Source organism: Mesorhizobium sp. CA5, assembly GCF_020165105.1.
In the GTDB taxonomy this organism is placed as follows: Bacteria; Pseudomonadota; Alphaproteobacteria; order Rhizobiales; family Rhizobiaceae; genus Mesorhizobium.
The window spans coordinates 166073-178662 of the sequence record NZ_JAIUHJ010000013.1 but is presented as its reverse complement, the minus strand read 5'-3'; the positions used below and the strand labels follow the sequence as shown (position 1 = coordinate 178662).

General features: G+C 63.2%; 12 protein-coding genes. 3 read left to right on the top strand and 9 right to left on the bottom strand.

What is annotated here, in order from left to right:
- Positions 1-166: 166 nt before the first annotated feature.
- Together LB529_RS18645 and LB529_RS18640 are read right to left on the bottom strand one after the other, a co-directional pair.
- Positions 167-391, bottom strand: coding sequence for a hypothetical protein (locus LB529_RS18645; RefSeq protein ID WP_224711923.1), 225 nt, complete (start codon positions 389-391; stop codon positions 167-169).
- A 48-nt stretch (positions 392-439) separates the two neighbouring features.
- A complete protein-coding gene (locus tag LB529_RS18640; protein WP_224711922.1) occupies positions 440-1771 on the bottom strand; it encodes a dihydroorotase in 1332 nt (443 codons plus the stop codon).
- 85 nt (positions 1772-1856) lie between these two features.
- Here LB529_RS18640 and LB529_RS18635 point away from each other — a divergent pair, with 85 nt between their 5' ends.
- From LB529_RS18635 to LB529_RS18625, 3 genes are all read left to right on the top strand, one after another.
- The gene (locus tag LB529_RS18635) at positions 1857-2720 is read left to right on the top strand and encodes a YgfZ/GcvT domain-containing protein (protein WP_224711921.1); all 864 of its coding nucleotides are present in this window, start codon (positions 1857-1859) and stop codon (positions 2718-2720) included.
- Positions 2720-3358 (top strand): YfbR-like 5'-deoxynucleotidase, encoded by a 639-nt coding sequence (locus LB529_RS18630; RefSeq protein ID WP_224711920.1) that lies wholly within the window; start codon positions 2720-2722, stop codon positions 3356-3358. Before LB529_RS18635 ends, LB529_RS18630 begins: the two co-directional genes overlap by 1 nt.
- Positions 3359-3424: 66 nt before the next feature.
- On the top strand, positions 3425-5560 hold the full coding sequence (locus tag LB529_RS18625) for a putative bifunctional diguanylate cyclase/phosphodiesterase (RefSeq protein WP_224711919.1): 2136 nt from the start codon (positions 3425-3427) through the stop codon (positions 5558-5560).
- Between the two features lie 151 nt (positions 5561-5711).
- On the opposite strand, the gene LB529_RS18620 is transcribed toward LB529_RS18625, so the two are convergent.
- The 7 genes from LB529_RS18620 to LB529_RS18590 all read right to left on the bottom strand — a co-directional run bounded on the left by LB529_RS18620 (position 5712) and on the right by LB529_RS18590 (position 12406).
- Positions 5712-6602, bottom strand: coding sequence for a fatty acid desaturase family protein (locus LB529_RS18620; RefSeq protein WP_318011979.1), 891 nt, complete (start codon positions 6600-6602; stop codon positions 5712-5714).
- 493 nt (positions 6603-7095) lie between these two features.
- Positions 7096-7731: a hypothetical protein gene (locus LB529_RS18615; protein ID WP_224711918.1), complete on the bottom strand. Its 636-nt coding sequence runs from the start codon at positions 7729-7731 to the stop codon at positions 7096-7098.
- Positions 7732-7842: 111 nt separating this feature from the next.
- Positions 7843-8115 carry a DUF3303 domain-containing protein gene (locus tag LB529_RS18610; protein ID WP_224711917.1) on the bottom strand — a complete coding sequence of 91 codons (273 nt, stop codon included), beginning with the start codon at positions 8113-8115 and terminating at the stop codon, positions 7843-7845.
- 207 nt (positions 8116-8322) lie between these two features.
- Positions 8323-9786, bottom strand: a complete 1464-nt coding sequence (locus tag LB529_RS18605; RefSeq protein ID WP_224605327.1) for a RimK family protein — start codon at positions 9784-9786, stop codon at positions 8323-8325.
- A 4-nt stretch (positions 9787-9790) separates the two neighbouring features.
- Positions 9791-10888 carry a GNAT family N-acetyltransferase/peptidase C39 family protein gene (locus LB529_RS18600; RefSeq protein ID WP_224711916.1) on the bottom strand — a complete coding sequence of 366 codons (1098 nt, stop codon included), beginning with the start codon at positions 10886-10888 and terminating at the stop codon, positions 9791-9793.
- 208 nt (positions 10889-11096) lie between these two features.
- Entirely contained in the window at positions 11097-11891 is a 795-nt protein-coding gene (locus LB529_RS18595) for an anti-sigma factor family protein (RefSeq protein ID WP_224711915.1), read from the bottom strand.
- On the bottom strand, positions 11888-12406 hold the full coding sequence (locus tag LB529_RS18590) for an RNA polymerase sigma factor (protein ID WP_040984221.1): 519 nt from the start codon (positions 12404-12406) through the stop codon (positions 11888-11890). Before LB529_RS18590 ends, LB529_RS18595 begins: the two co-directional genes overlap by 4 nt.
- Between the last annotated feature and the right edge of the window lie 184 nt (positions 12407-12590).

The window sequence follows — 12590 nt, the reverse complement described above, 5'->3', positions numbered from 1 at the left end:
CGCCCACCAAGCACAATAGACTTCGCGGCCAAAACCCCTCTGCGAGCCTGTTCTCGCTAACTGCGCAACAGGCCCCTCGTGGGGGAGATGTCCGGCAGGACAGAGGGGGGCGCGAAGAAACACGACCATAGCGGATTGTCCTATTGCCGAGGATTGTTGCGATGGCTCAGGCAGTGGTCAGAAGGATGCCGTGACCGAATTCGTCGGCCAATTTCATGGTAAGCAGTTTCTCACGCGCCGTAAGGCGCTTTTGGTCGACAAAGCGCCAGTTGCGTTCGTAAAGCGCAAAGGCCTCTTTCGCGGGAATAGGGCGCGCGACATCGCGGTTCCAGGCGAGCGCCTGGAACTCAGGAAACTCCGCAGGAATGATCGGCGCAATATTCGCGGTCATAGCCCACTCAAGAATGCAGAGCGCTTAACAAATCCAATGTCGGCGGGATCAGGCCGGCAGCGCCTCGGAGAACTCCACCGCCCTGCCCTGGCCGGGTGTCGCGATCTCGCCTTCCCACATGATGCGCACGCCGCGCACGATGGTGCCGACCGGCCAGCCGGTGACCTCTTTGCCGTCATAGGGCGTCCATCCGGCCCTGGAGCCGGCCTGCGCGTTGGTGATGGTCTCGCGCCGCTTCATGTCGACGATCGTGAAATCGGCATCGTAGCCGGCGGCGATGCGGCCTTTCCTGGCCATGCCGAAAATGCGCTGCGGACCATGGCTGGAAAGATCGACGAAGCGCTGCAGGCTGAGCCGGCCGGCATTGACGTGGTCGAGCATGATCGGCACCAGCGTCTGCACGCCGGTCATGCCGGACGGCGAGGCCGGATAGGGCTTCGCCTTCTCGGCCAGCGTGTGCGGCGCGTGGTCGGAGCCAAGGACATCGACGATGCCCTGCGAAATGCCGTGCCAGACGCCTTCACGATGGCGTGGCGCCCGCACCGGTGGGTTCATCTGGATGAGCGTGCCAAGCCGCGCATAGTCGTCGGCGCTCAGCGTCAGATGATGCGGCGTGGCCTCGCAGGTCACGACATCCTTGTGCTGCTCGAGGAAGACGATCTCCTCGGCCGTCGATATGTGCAGCACATGGATGCGCGCGCGTGTCTGCCTGGCGATGCGCACCAGCCGCTCCGTGCAACGCAGCGCCGCGATCTCGTCGCGCCAGACGGGATGCGACGACGGATCGCCGTCGACGCGCTCGCCGAGCCGTTCGCGCAGGCGGAACTCGTCCTCCGAGTGGAAGGCGGAGCAGCGGCGGGTGTTGCGCAGGATCGAGGCGACGCCTTCGTCGTCCTCGACCAGAAGGTCGCCGGTGGACGAGCCCATGAACACTTTTATGCCGGCCGCGCCCGGCAGCCGTTCCAGTTCGCCGACATCACGAGCATTGTCGCGTGTCCCGCCGACCCAGAAGGCGAAGTCGCAATGCATGCGGCCGGTAGCGCGGCGCACCTTGTCGGCAAGTGCTGCCTCGCTGGTGGTCAGCGGATTGGTGTTGGGCATTTCGAAGACGGCGGTGACGCCGCCCAGCACCGCGGCGCGGGAGCCGGTTTCCAGATCCTCCTTGTGCTCCAGCCCCGGTTCGCGAAAATGCACCTGGCTGTCGACGACGCCCGGCATGATGTGCAGGCCCGTGCAGTCAATGGTTTCGCCGGCCGAAGCCTGGCCGAGATCGCCGATCCGCGCGATGCGTCCGGCCTTCACGCCGATGTCGCGCCGTCCCTCGCCGTCATGGTTGATCACCGTGCCGCCTGTCAGGATGAGGTCGAAGGTGGTTGCCATGGGCAGGTCCAATCTCTTGCGGGGGGAGTGTGGCCGGCTTACGTAATGACCGGACGTTTTGCAAGATCAGGCCGATTTCACGCCCATGCCCTTTGCCCAAATCAAAGACCGCGCGCTCATTTCCGTGTCAGGCCCCGATGCCGAGCATTTTTTGCAGAACATCCTCACCACCGATCTCGACGCCCTCGGCCGGGGCCAGGCAAAACCTGGCGCGCTGCTTTCGCCGCAGGGCAAGATTCTGTTCGATTTCCTGGTCTCGCGCGCCGGCGACGATGGCTTCCAACTGGAATGCCGGGCCGACATCGCCGACGACTTCGTGCGCAGGCTGATGCTTTACCGGCTAAGGGCAAAGGCCGAGATCGCCAAGCAGGATCAGGTGCTTGTCACAGTCGCATGGGGTGATGATTCAACCGCCTCACGTTCTGATTCAACAGCGCTCTCCGACACGCGGTTTCAAGATATCATGGTTACGCGCACTTATGGCGGCGAGGCGCGGGACGGCGGCGACCCGAATGGCTGGCTGAACATGCGCATCGGCAACGGCATTGCCGAAAGCGGCAGCGACTACCAGCTTGGCGATGCCTTCCCGCATGACGTTCTGCTCGACGAGACGGGCGGCGTCGGTTTCAAGAAGGGCTGCTATATCGGCCAGGAAGTGGTCTCGCGCATGCAGCATCGCGGCACCGCGCGGCGCCGTGTGCTAATCGCTTCGGCCGATAGCCCCCTGCCCGCCGCCGGGACCGAGCTCACCGTGGCCGGCCGACTGGTGGGCACGCTCGGGTCTGTCGGCCACCGGACCGGTCTCGCCATTGCCCGCATCGATCGCGTCAAGGCGGCGCTGGATGCCGGCGAGGCGATCACGGCGGGCGAGATTCCGGTAAGGCTCGCCATTCCCGCCTGGGTGAAGTACACCTTCCCTGAAGGTGCGGTCAGCGCGGAGGAGGCCTGATGGCGGCCGACCGGGCCGGCGCGCCGCCGCGCGCCTGGCAACGCATGCTGTCCGGCCGGCGGCTCGACCTGCTCGATCCCTCGCCGCTGGACATCGAGATCGCCGATATCGCGCACGGGCTCGCCCGCGTCGCGCGCTGGAACGGCCAGACCAGAGGCGACCATGCCTTCTCGGTGGCGCAGCATTCGCTGCTGGTCGAAGCTCTCTACGGTGAACTGGCGCCTGCCGCCCCGGCCGAGGCGCGGCTCGCAGCGCTGCTGCATGATGCGCCGGAATATGTCATCGGCGACATGATCTCGCCCTTCAAATCGGTGATGGGCGGCTCCTACAAGGATTGCGAGCTGCGCCTGCAGCGCGCGATCCATCTGCGTTTCTCGCTGCCGGCGGAGCTCGCGGCCTCCTTGCGCAACGACATCAAGCGCGCCGACCAGATCGCCGCCTACTACGAGGCGACGCTGCTGGCCGGCTTTTCGACCGCTGAGGCGACCGAGTATTTCGGTCGGCCGCGCGGCTTCTCCGCCGATCGCTTCGACTTCACGCCAAAATCCGTGACCTGGGCGCAAACAGCTTTTCTCAGGCGTTTCAAGACGCTGGAAACCAAGCGCCAGTCTTCGCGCGCGGTCAATTCCACCCCTTAATAGAACGCTAAATTAACCGGCGAGCAGGACAGTATTTGCGTTCGGTCACGATCCGAAGGCGTGCTCATGCCCGGCGCACATGTCAAGACTGGTTCGTTCGCCGGCAAGCGAAGAGCGGCCGGTGTTGGCCCGGTGCGACGAATAGCCGAAGAACTTCGCGCGCAGAACGAGCGCTTCGCGGCGGCTGTCGAGAATATGTCGCATGGCCTGTGCATGTTCGACGCCGATGAGCGGATGATTATCTGCAACCGCAACTACATCGACCTTTTCCGCCTCGACGCCAAGGTGATGAAGCCCGGCATCCGCTTCTTCGACATCCTCCAGCACAGCGTCGATATCGGCATCGCCTCGCAAAGCGCCGAGGAGCTCTATGCCGTCCGCAAGCCCTATATCGACGGCGCGAAGCCCTCGACCTATGAGGAGGCTCTGGCGGATGGGCGCATCATCGTCATCTCGCACCGGCCGCTGGCTTCCGGCGGCTGGGTCTCGATCTACGAGGACGTGACCGTGCAACGGCGCGCCGAAAAGGAGCTGAAGGAGCAGCACCGCCGCTTCGACGCTGCCTTAGCCAACATGTCGCAAGGCCTGCTGATGTATGACGCCGGCGGCAAGATGATCGTGCGCAATCAGCGTTTTCTGGAGCTCTACAACGTAGCCGCGGCAGATTTCCCGTTCGGCACGACGCACCGGGACGCGCTCAAACGACTGCTGGAGCTCGGCATCTACACAAAGATCGATGTCGACAGCGAAGTCGCCAAGACCGAAGCTTGCCTGCGGGCGGGGCAGATGCATTCGACTTACCGGTATCTTGCCGACGGCAGGACATTTCTGGTTGTCCGTCAGCCGATGAGCGGCGGTGGCTGGGTGGTGACCTTCGACGACGTCACCGAGCGCCGGCGCACCGAAGAGCGCATGACGCATCTTGCGCATCACGACACGCTGACCAACCTGCCAAACCGGTCGATGTTTCGCGAAAAGCTGGACCAGGCGCTTGGCGAGGCAAAGCCGCTGGCAATCCTCTCGCTCGACCTCGACCGATTCAAGGCCGTCAACGACACGTTCGGCCACCCGGCCGGCGACTGGCTGCTGAAATGCGTCGCCAAGCGGCTACAGCAGGCCGTGCGCAGCAGCAAGGACGTGGTGGCGCGCTTCGGCGGCGACGAATTCGCCATCATCCAGTCGGGCATCAAGAGCGCCGCCGGCGCCGAAAAGCTCGCCAAGCGCATCGTCGAGATCGTCGGCAAGCCTTATCGCGACAAGGGGCGAGAGATGCATGTTGGCGTGAGCCTCGGCATCGCGCTCTATCCCGGCGACGGACACGACGCCGACACGCTGCTCACCAACGCCGACATGGCGCTCTACCGGGGCAAGAGCGAAGGGCGCAACGTCTACCGCTTCTTCGAGCAGGGCATGGATGCGCTGATGCGGGAGCGCCGGGCGCTCGAGGCCGATCTCGAGGCAGCGCTGTCCAGGCGCGAATTCGAACTCGACTTCCAGCCGATCCTCGACATCGGCTCCGGCAAAATTGTCGGCGCGGAAGCCCTGATGCGCTGGCGCTCGCGGTCGCGCGGCCTGGTATCGCCGGAAAACTTCATCGCCGCCGCCGAGGAAACCGGACTGATCGTGCAGCTCGGCGATTGGGCGTTGCGCAAGGCTTGCAACGTGGCGGCGAACTGGCCGCCGGAGATGCGCATGGCCGTCAATGTCTCGGCCGCGCAGATCAAGAGCGGCGGCTTCGCTCGCAGCGTGATCTCGGCGCTTGCCTTTTCCGGCCTGCCGGCCAACCGCCTGGAGCTCGAAATCACCGAGACGGTGATGATGGACGAAAGCGACGCGGTGCAGAAGACGCTGAGCCAGTTGCGCGGTCTCGGCGTGCGCATCGCGCTCGACGATTTCGGCACCGGCTATTCCTCGCTCGGCTACCTTCGGCGCTTCCCCGTCGACAAGATCAAGATCGACCGCTCCTTCATCCGCGACCTCGACAAGCGCGACACGGCGGCGATCGTGCGCACGGTGATCAGGCTCGGCGCCGAGCTCGGCATCACCGTCACCGCCGAAGGGGTCGAGACCGAAGCGCAGCTCGATATGCTTCGCAAAGCCGGTTGCGGCGAGGCGCAAGGCTTTCTGATCGGCGTGCCGGCCAAGGCGTCCGACATTGGCAGGCTGCTGCGCTCGCAGGCGCAGCTGCGCCAATCAGGCTGACTTCTCCTACTTGCACGTGTTGAGATTCAGGTCAGGCCGTGCCGAGAATGACGGATTCCGAGAACCGGAGCGGAGCGTACTGAAGGACGTGAGCACCGAAGCGCAGGAAGCTGGCATTTGCAGGCCGGCACCACCTGAATATCGACACGCGCTAGCGCAGTGCCTCTATGTATTTCTCGTGGAAAGAGACATAGCCTGGCTCGACCACCTTGAGGTGCCGCTCGATCAGACGGTGAAATTCCGGCAGCTGGTGGAACGGCACGCCGGGATAGGCGTGGTGCTCGGCATGATAAGGCATGTTCCAGGCGAGCTTGCGCACGAACCAGTTGGTCAGCGTCGTGCGGGTGTTTTCCAGCATGTTGGCGACAAAGGGACAGCGGCCGTGCTCGGCCAGCAGATAGAGCCTGAGGAACGGCTGGCCGAGCAGCGCCGGCACGATCCAGACATAGAGCAACACCGAGGCACTGAACCAGACCGCAAGCGCCAGCAGGACGACATAGAAGGCGGTCATCGTCCGCGCCTCGGCCTTCACTTTTGGCAAGCCCTTTGGCGGCACGTAGGTGTCGCGGCAGCGCCCCATCGCATTGGTGTAGAGCGTCTTGAAATGCCCCCACCACACCGGCAGGCCGGAGACGTGGACGATGTATTGCCGCATCGTCTCGGGCTTCGGGAAAGCGAGCTCCGGATCGTTTTCGGGATCCTGGGTGAAGCGGTGATGGGCGAAATGGAAGTAGCGGAACCAGTCGGCCGGCAGCGCGAGCGCCAGGCTGCAAAAGCGCGCGACGGTATCGTTCAACCACTGCGTTTCGAACGCCGTCCTGTGCACCGTTTCATGCAACAGCGTGAACAGGAACACGATCAGGATGCCCTGCGGCAGCATCAGGACCGGCCAGAAACGCACCTTGGCCGCGATCAGCGCGCCAAGGAGGATGATCGCGCCGAGATGGAGCGCGAACTGAACAAGGGCCGGCCCATCCGATTTGCCGGTCAGCCGGCTGCGCTCCTCATTCGTCAGCGAGGCTATCACGGAGCGATGGTCGATGGCTGCGTCGTGGTCGATTGCGTTCATGAGATCACGATACCCAGAAACAAACCTCTCGAAAAATGAGGATTTCTGCGAAATAGGTAAGGTAATCTTATCTTTCGGATTGTCATGGCCGCCCTTCCCTCCTTGCGCGGACCGACTGAGGACCGACCGGCGCATCTTTCCCATCCTGGCGCAACTGCTTCGAAGCGACGGGGAAGCGAAGCGGACCACGCAATGCAGAGCGGTCTCTCCGCGAACTCGTCGCGGGCAGCGCTCGATCTCGCCGTTTCAGGGCTGGGCATGGCGCTGGCGCAAGGCGCCTACTGCGCACAGGCGCTGGAAGACGGCCGGCTGGTACGGCCTGTTGCCAGATGCTGGAGTTGCGCCAGCCCTACTGCCCGACGATCCCGGAACGCGGCGCCAGACGCGATATCGTGGCGGCGTTCCGCGAATGGCTGATTGGGGAATGCGTGCGCGCGGTCGGATCGCCGGCGCTTGGCGCCGCAGCTCAGCGCCGTCTTTGACCGAATTGGCCAGGGGCACGACGCGCCGGCTCGGGTATGATTGCCTGCCGAGCCGGTTCGGCACGCGGTCCGTGGGCAAATCCACCCGGCACGAACCCAAGCACTATTATCGCGGCGATGAAGCTGTATTGCAGGATGTCAAAGGCCGGCGGCGGAAGACTGCCGGGAAGAACTGAAATTGCAAGCTTCGGCGCAAGAACGCCGAACCCTACCGCGGCCGGCCAACCAATGTCGCGCACGCGGGCAAATACCATCCAAATGATCGCGACGATGGTGGCAAAGCCCATCGCCACAAGGATGGAGATATAGACCGTGCCGATGGCGGAGCTCTTTGCCTCCATAGCGAGCCCTCTGGCGACCATGCCGGAAGCAAGTTGCTCGGCGGATTTCGGCTTATCGTGCATCCCATAGTCCGGCGTCCTCAGTTCCTCGACAAAGGACTTTTGGCTCAGGGCCATACTGTTGCCGTCAGCCGCATAGATCTGCTTTTGAATGTTCTCTTTGGTTCCGACCAGAAAATGCTGGATAGGATCCTTGGCAAAATCAAACCCAATCAAGAAGACCAGAAGGACGAGGTAAAGAATTTGGCCACAATTGCCCGATTGAAAAAGCCTGATCATCTTTTTAGAGCCTCTGGGCAATCCACAATATAGGCGGAATAGCAAGCCGGGCTTAAGACGCAGTTAGGCAGTTCTGCGCAAATTGAAGAAACCACGGGCCAGGATATTCGCTTAGAGATGCCCGGCCACAGCCGCAACCATGTCCTTGCTCGTCGCTACCGGAACGATCTCGAACTCGACGAGGTCGTTCCACTCGATGGCCCAGCGCTGCAGGATCGTGACGTCGTCGGCCTCCACCAGCAGGAAGCAGCGGCTCATATCGGCCGCGATCCAGGAGTGGTGGACCACGAGCTCATCGGGCTTCAGCCGGCCCTTGTCGCGGAAGCGGCGATAGATCTCCTTGCGGTCCGCGCCATGAAAGTCCTCGATCACTAGGAACAGCATTTGTTTCCCTCGGTTTGAGTGATTGCGAATTGGGGAATTGAGGAACTGGGGAACTGATGAACTGAGGAGATCAGGAAACGAGGAGCTGAGAAAGCGAGGACGGTTCCGCCAGACACTCCATTCTTCAATTCTTCAATTCTTCAATTCTTCAATTTCAGTTCCTCAGTTCCTCAGTTCCCCAGTTCCCAAACTCCCCTTCTCCCGCCGCTACTTCTCCGGCCTTTCCAGGCGCTCCAGGAACCACTGCGTCAGCCGCACCCAGAGCTCGTCCTTCTCGCCGGAATCCTCCCAGCCATGGTCGAGGTTGGGATTGTCGTTGACCTCGATGACGAAGACCCCGTCCTTGGTCTCCTTGAGGTCGACGCCGTAGAGCCCGTCGCCGATGCATTTTGCCGCCCGCACCGCCGTTTCGACGACATGGGGCGGCGTCTGCTTCAGCGTGAACGTCTTGATGCCGCCCTGGTCGGGTTTGCCGCTGGCCTTGTGGTTGACGATCTGCCAGTGCTTTTTCGCCATCAGATAATGCACGGCAAACAGCGGTTGGCCGCCGAGCACGCCGACGCGCCAGTCATATTCGGTGGGGATGAATTTCTGCGCGATCAAGAGATCGGAATCGTCCAGCCATTCGGTCGCGAGCTTGGTCAGCTCGGCCATGTTCTCGCATTTCTTGACGCCGCGCGAGAAAGACGAATCCGGGATCTTCAGCACCAGCGGAAAACCCAGTGTCTGCGCCGCCACCTCGAAGTCGGAGGTACCGGCGATCATCACCGTCGGCGGCACCGGCACTTTGTTGTAGGTCATCAGCTCGTTGAGATAGACCTTGTTGGTGCAGCGGATCATCGACAGCGGATCGTCGATCACCGGCATGCCTTCCTGCTGGGCGCGGCGCGCGAAGCGGTAGGTGTGGTTGGAAATCGCCGTGGTCTCGCGGATGAACAGCGCGTCGTAATTGGCGAGCTTGGCGAGGTCCTTCCTGGTGATCGGCTCGACCTCGACGCCCATCTTCTCGGCGATTCTCGCCCAATAGCGCAGCGAGGAAATCTCCGACGGCGGCAGTTCCTCATGCGGGTCGACCAGCGTCGCGAATGTGTAGCGCGCCGGCGTGCGGCCTTTGGTGTCGCGCCATTCGCGGTTGGTGTAGGTGTCCAGGCATTGCAGGAAGAACTCTTCCTCATCCTCGGACATGCGGGCAAGCGGCAGGAAGCCGATCTTGCGGATCGAGGCCCATTCGGCGCTGTCCTTGATGTGGACCTCGAGCGCCGGCGCGCGGAACCAGTCGAACAACAATTTGGCGAAACGATCCCATACTTTCGACGGGCCGATGCCGAAGAAGATCGCGACCTTGGCCGGAAAAATCCCGCCGAGATCCTTGCGGCATTTGTTCAAGGCAAGCTCGAGCTCCGGCAGCGCGTGCTCGTAGAGCTTGCGCTCCGAAAGGTCGATCATGGTCTCGACGGTCGGGATCACCCTGTGGCCGCGCGAGCCGGCGAGAAGCGAGGCGTAGTAGCCGCGGCTCTGGTAGCCGTAATTGTTCGACAGGTTGATCACCTTCGGCCGCTGGCCGCGGAACAGCGCCGGATGCGCGAGATAGTCGCGGTTGGTGATGATCTTGTGGGGTGTGGCCACCTGATCGAGATCGTTCTGCCTGCCTGTCAGGATAACCCAGGTCATTGTCTCAGCGTTTTCCCAGAGTGATGGCGGCGCGCAAACCGTCGCGGCCGAACTGCGCCATATTCATGAAGATGTCGTAGGGCACCGGAATATTCGCGGCATCGAGGATCGTTTCCTGCCTTTCATCCTCGACCCAGGGGTCGTGGATCAGGATATGGTCGCCATCGTCGCCGATGGCCAGCACCCAATGCGGCACCTTCTTGCCGAACATCAGGAAGCCACTGATCAGGACCACAACCAGCTTGCCCCCGGCAAGGGCGTCACGGATGTCGCCGATGCCGAACGGACGGTAATTGACAGGGATGCCGTAGAGTTCGGCGCGACGGCGGAAATCGACCTGGGCAAGCTCCATCACCCGCCGCTTGTCCTCGCTCCTCACCGACTGCAGGAACAACGCGCCGTAAAAGGAGACGAATATCTCGGCCGCAAGTCCGCTCTCATAGCCGGCGACCGCCAGGCCGAAAGGCTCGCAGCCGCCAGGGCCGGACATCATGAAGACCGTGGTCGCCTCGCGCCACAGGCGGATTTCCATGACGGGATCGGGCACGAAGCCAGGATCGAAATTGGCCATCGCCATCATCAGGCAGCAAGGGCCGCAGGTGAACTCGCAGGTCTGCTGGTAGAACGGCACCCTGGTCGCGGTCGGGGTGTCGCCGCGCAGCGTCTTTTCGTAGCGCAGCGCCGTGGCGCCATCCTCGTAATATTCGGGCTCGCGGCCCAGTTTTCGATAGCCGGCCTGCTCGTAGATACGAATGGCGCGATCGTTGTCCTCGCGCACTTCGAGTCGCAGCAACAGCCGGTCGTGCTCGAAGGCCGCTTCCTCGGCGGCCGCCAGCAGAAGGCGGCCGATACCGAGCCGACCGAAGAATGGGCCGACGGCGATGGAATAGAGCCGCGCGACGCCGCTGCCCTTGCGAAACAGCACCACCGCATAGCCGGCGACGCGGCCCTCGTTCTCGGCCACCAGCATCTCGGCGGTGTCGCGTTCGATGAACTGGCGAAAGGAGCGGCGCGAGAGCCTGTCGCCCGGAAAAACCGCCTTCTCGATGGCGGCGAGGTCATCGACGTCTGACGCACGGGCCTTGCGGATCTCGGCAGGCATGCGGGCTTGGGAGAACCTCGATTGGGTTAAAGAAAACGGCCCCGGTGGATGCGTCGCGAACACCGGCCGGACCGCCAGTATTCATCAAGCGCTATCGCTCCTTGATTAGGGCTGAATTGTGACAGCTTCCGCCCCGGCTGGAAAGGGCAAAGCGTTTGAACAGGACTGCCGTTCAAAGGGCTGCCGGCCGCCGAAAAAGGCAGCCGGTTCAGCTCGATATGCCTGCCACGAGCTGGCCATAAGCGGTTTTTGCGACATCCGACAGCCGCTCCGGCGGCAACGAGCCGACGACGGCGCAAGCATAGCCTTTATCCAGCCAGTAGACCGCCTCCGGTCCGCCCCCCTCGGCAGTATAGGTGCCCTTGGACGTCGCCGACGATTCGGCGGTGACAAAGAGCGAGATGCGCTCGCCCTTGGCGTCCTCGTAGAGCAGCATCGCCGCCTTGCCCTGGCCGCCGGCCGGCAGCAGCCGGCCACCGACCAGTTGGAAGCCCTCGGCCGCCAGGTCGGGCGCAACCAGCTTCAGCCCGACTCGGTTCGACAGCCAGGTCTGGAGATGGTCCTTGTCGCTTGCCGGGACCTCGACGGCATGGCGCTTCTCGGCGGCGTACAGGACATGGGCGGCGATCGCCTGCTCGGCGAGCTGGTCGTCGCCGTCGTCGCCGCGGCTGACGCTGTCAATGCCGGCGACATAGCCGCCGAGGCCGCCCACAGCGAGCACAACGGCGGCTGCGGCCGAGAGCCACCAGCGCGAGCGCCAGGGCGATGCTTTTGCAGGCGCCTCGCCAAGCACGACCTGCCGCAGCCTCGCTGGCACCGGCTCGTCCATCACGCCGGACAGGGCGGCGCGCATGGCGGCGCGGTGGGCAATGTAGCGCGCGGACTTCGCCTTCATCTCGGGATTGGCTTCGAGCCAGGCGTCGTAAGCCATGCGCTCCTCGCCCGGCAGTTCGCCGTCGAGGGCCATATGGATATCGCGTTCGGAAAAATCGCTGCGGGTCATTTCTCGACGATCCTTATCGAGCGGCGGCGCGATGTGTCGTCGAGCAATCCTCGCAATTCCTCGCGGCCGCGCGCGATGCGCGACATCAGCGTGCCGGCCGGCACGCCAAGGATGTTGGCGGCCTCGGCATAGGAAAAGCCCTCGATGGCGACCATCACCAAGGCCGCGCGGCGATCGGGGCTGATCGCCTGCAAGGCATCCATGATCTCGCGCGAGGCGATGGTCTCGACCTGATCGGCGGGCGCGGCTTGGGCTTCACCGGCTTCGAGAGGCAGCATCGCCGCCTCGCCGCGCCGGTTGACCTTGCGCATCTGGTCGATGAACAAGTGATGCATGATCGTAAACAGCCACCTCCGGGGGCTCTCTCCAGTCTGCCAGTTGTCGAGCCGCACGAGCGCCCGCTCCAGGCAATCCTGGACCAGGTCGTCGGCGGAATCGCGCTCGCGCAGCAGCGAGCGCGCATAGCGCCGCAACCGCGGTATTTCGCTCAGGATCGCTGCCTTCTTGTCGTCCATGACCGCTTGTTTCGAGGTCGCTTTCCATCCGGATAGAACGCGCCTTCGCGGCGCGGTGCAAGCAGTCAGCGCGAAGCGGCCCAACCGCTGCGGTTACCCAAGCGCATGAATAACGCCGGCGGAGGGCGGTTTATTCCCGGCCCAAATCGCATAGGACCACTATTTAGTACGTAAAATAGGTATA

What these genes read in the sequence shown, in the direction of transcription:
- LB529_RS18610 (WP_224711917.1), bottom strand. Translation starts at nt 8,115, where the DNA reads ATGCTGTTCCTAGTGATCGAGGACTTTCATGGCGCGGACCGCAAGGAG.
- LB529_RS18605 (WP_224605327.1), bottom strand. Translation starts at nt 9,786, where the DNA reads ATGACCTGGGTTATCCTGACAGGCAGGCAGAACGATCTCGATCAGGTG.
- LB529_RS18640 (WP_224711922.1), bottom strand. Translation starts at nt 1,771, where the DNA reads ATGGCAACCACCTTCGACCTCATCCTGACAGGCGGCACGGTGATCAAC.
- LB529_RS18600 (WP_224711916.1), bottom strand. Translation starts at nt 10,888, where the DNA reads ATGCCTGCCGAGATCCGCAAGGCCCGTGCGTCAGACGTCGATGACCTC.
- LB529_RS18595 (WP_224711915.1), bottom strand. Translation starts at nt 11,891, where the DNA reads ATGACCCGCAGCGATTTTTCCGAACGCGATATCCATATGGCCCTCGAC.
- LB529_RS18645 (WP_224711923.1), bottom strand. Translation starts at nt 391, where the DNA reads ATGACCGCGAATATTGCGCCGATCATTCCTGCGGAGTTTCCTGAGTTC.
- LB529_RS18625 (WP_224711919.1), top strand. Translation starts at nt 3,425, where the DNA reads ATGCCCGGCGCACATGTCAAGACTGGTTCGTTCGCCGGCAAGCGAAGA.
- LB529_RS18590 (WP_040984221.1), bottom strand. Translation starts at nt 12,406, where the DNA reads ATGGACGACAAGAAGGCAGCGATCCTGAGCGAAATACCGCGGTTGCGG.
- LB529_RS18630 (WP_224711920.1), top strand. Translation starts at nt 2,720, where the DNA reads ATGGCGGCCGACCGGGCCGGCGCGCCGCCGCGCGCCTGGCAACGCATG.
- LB529_RS18635 (WP_224711921.1), top strand. Translation starts at nt 1,857, where the DNA reads ATGCCCTTTGCCCAAATCAAAGACCGCGCGCTCATTTCCGTGTCAGGC.
- LB529_RS18615 (WP_224711918.1), bottom strand. Translation starts at nt 7,731, where the DNA reads ATGATCAGGCTTTTTCAATCGGGCAATTGTGGCCAAATTCTTTACCTC.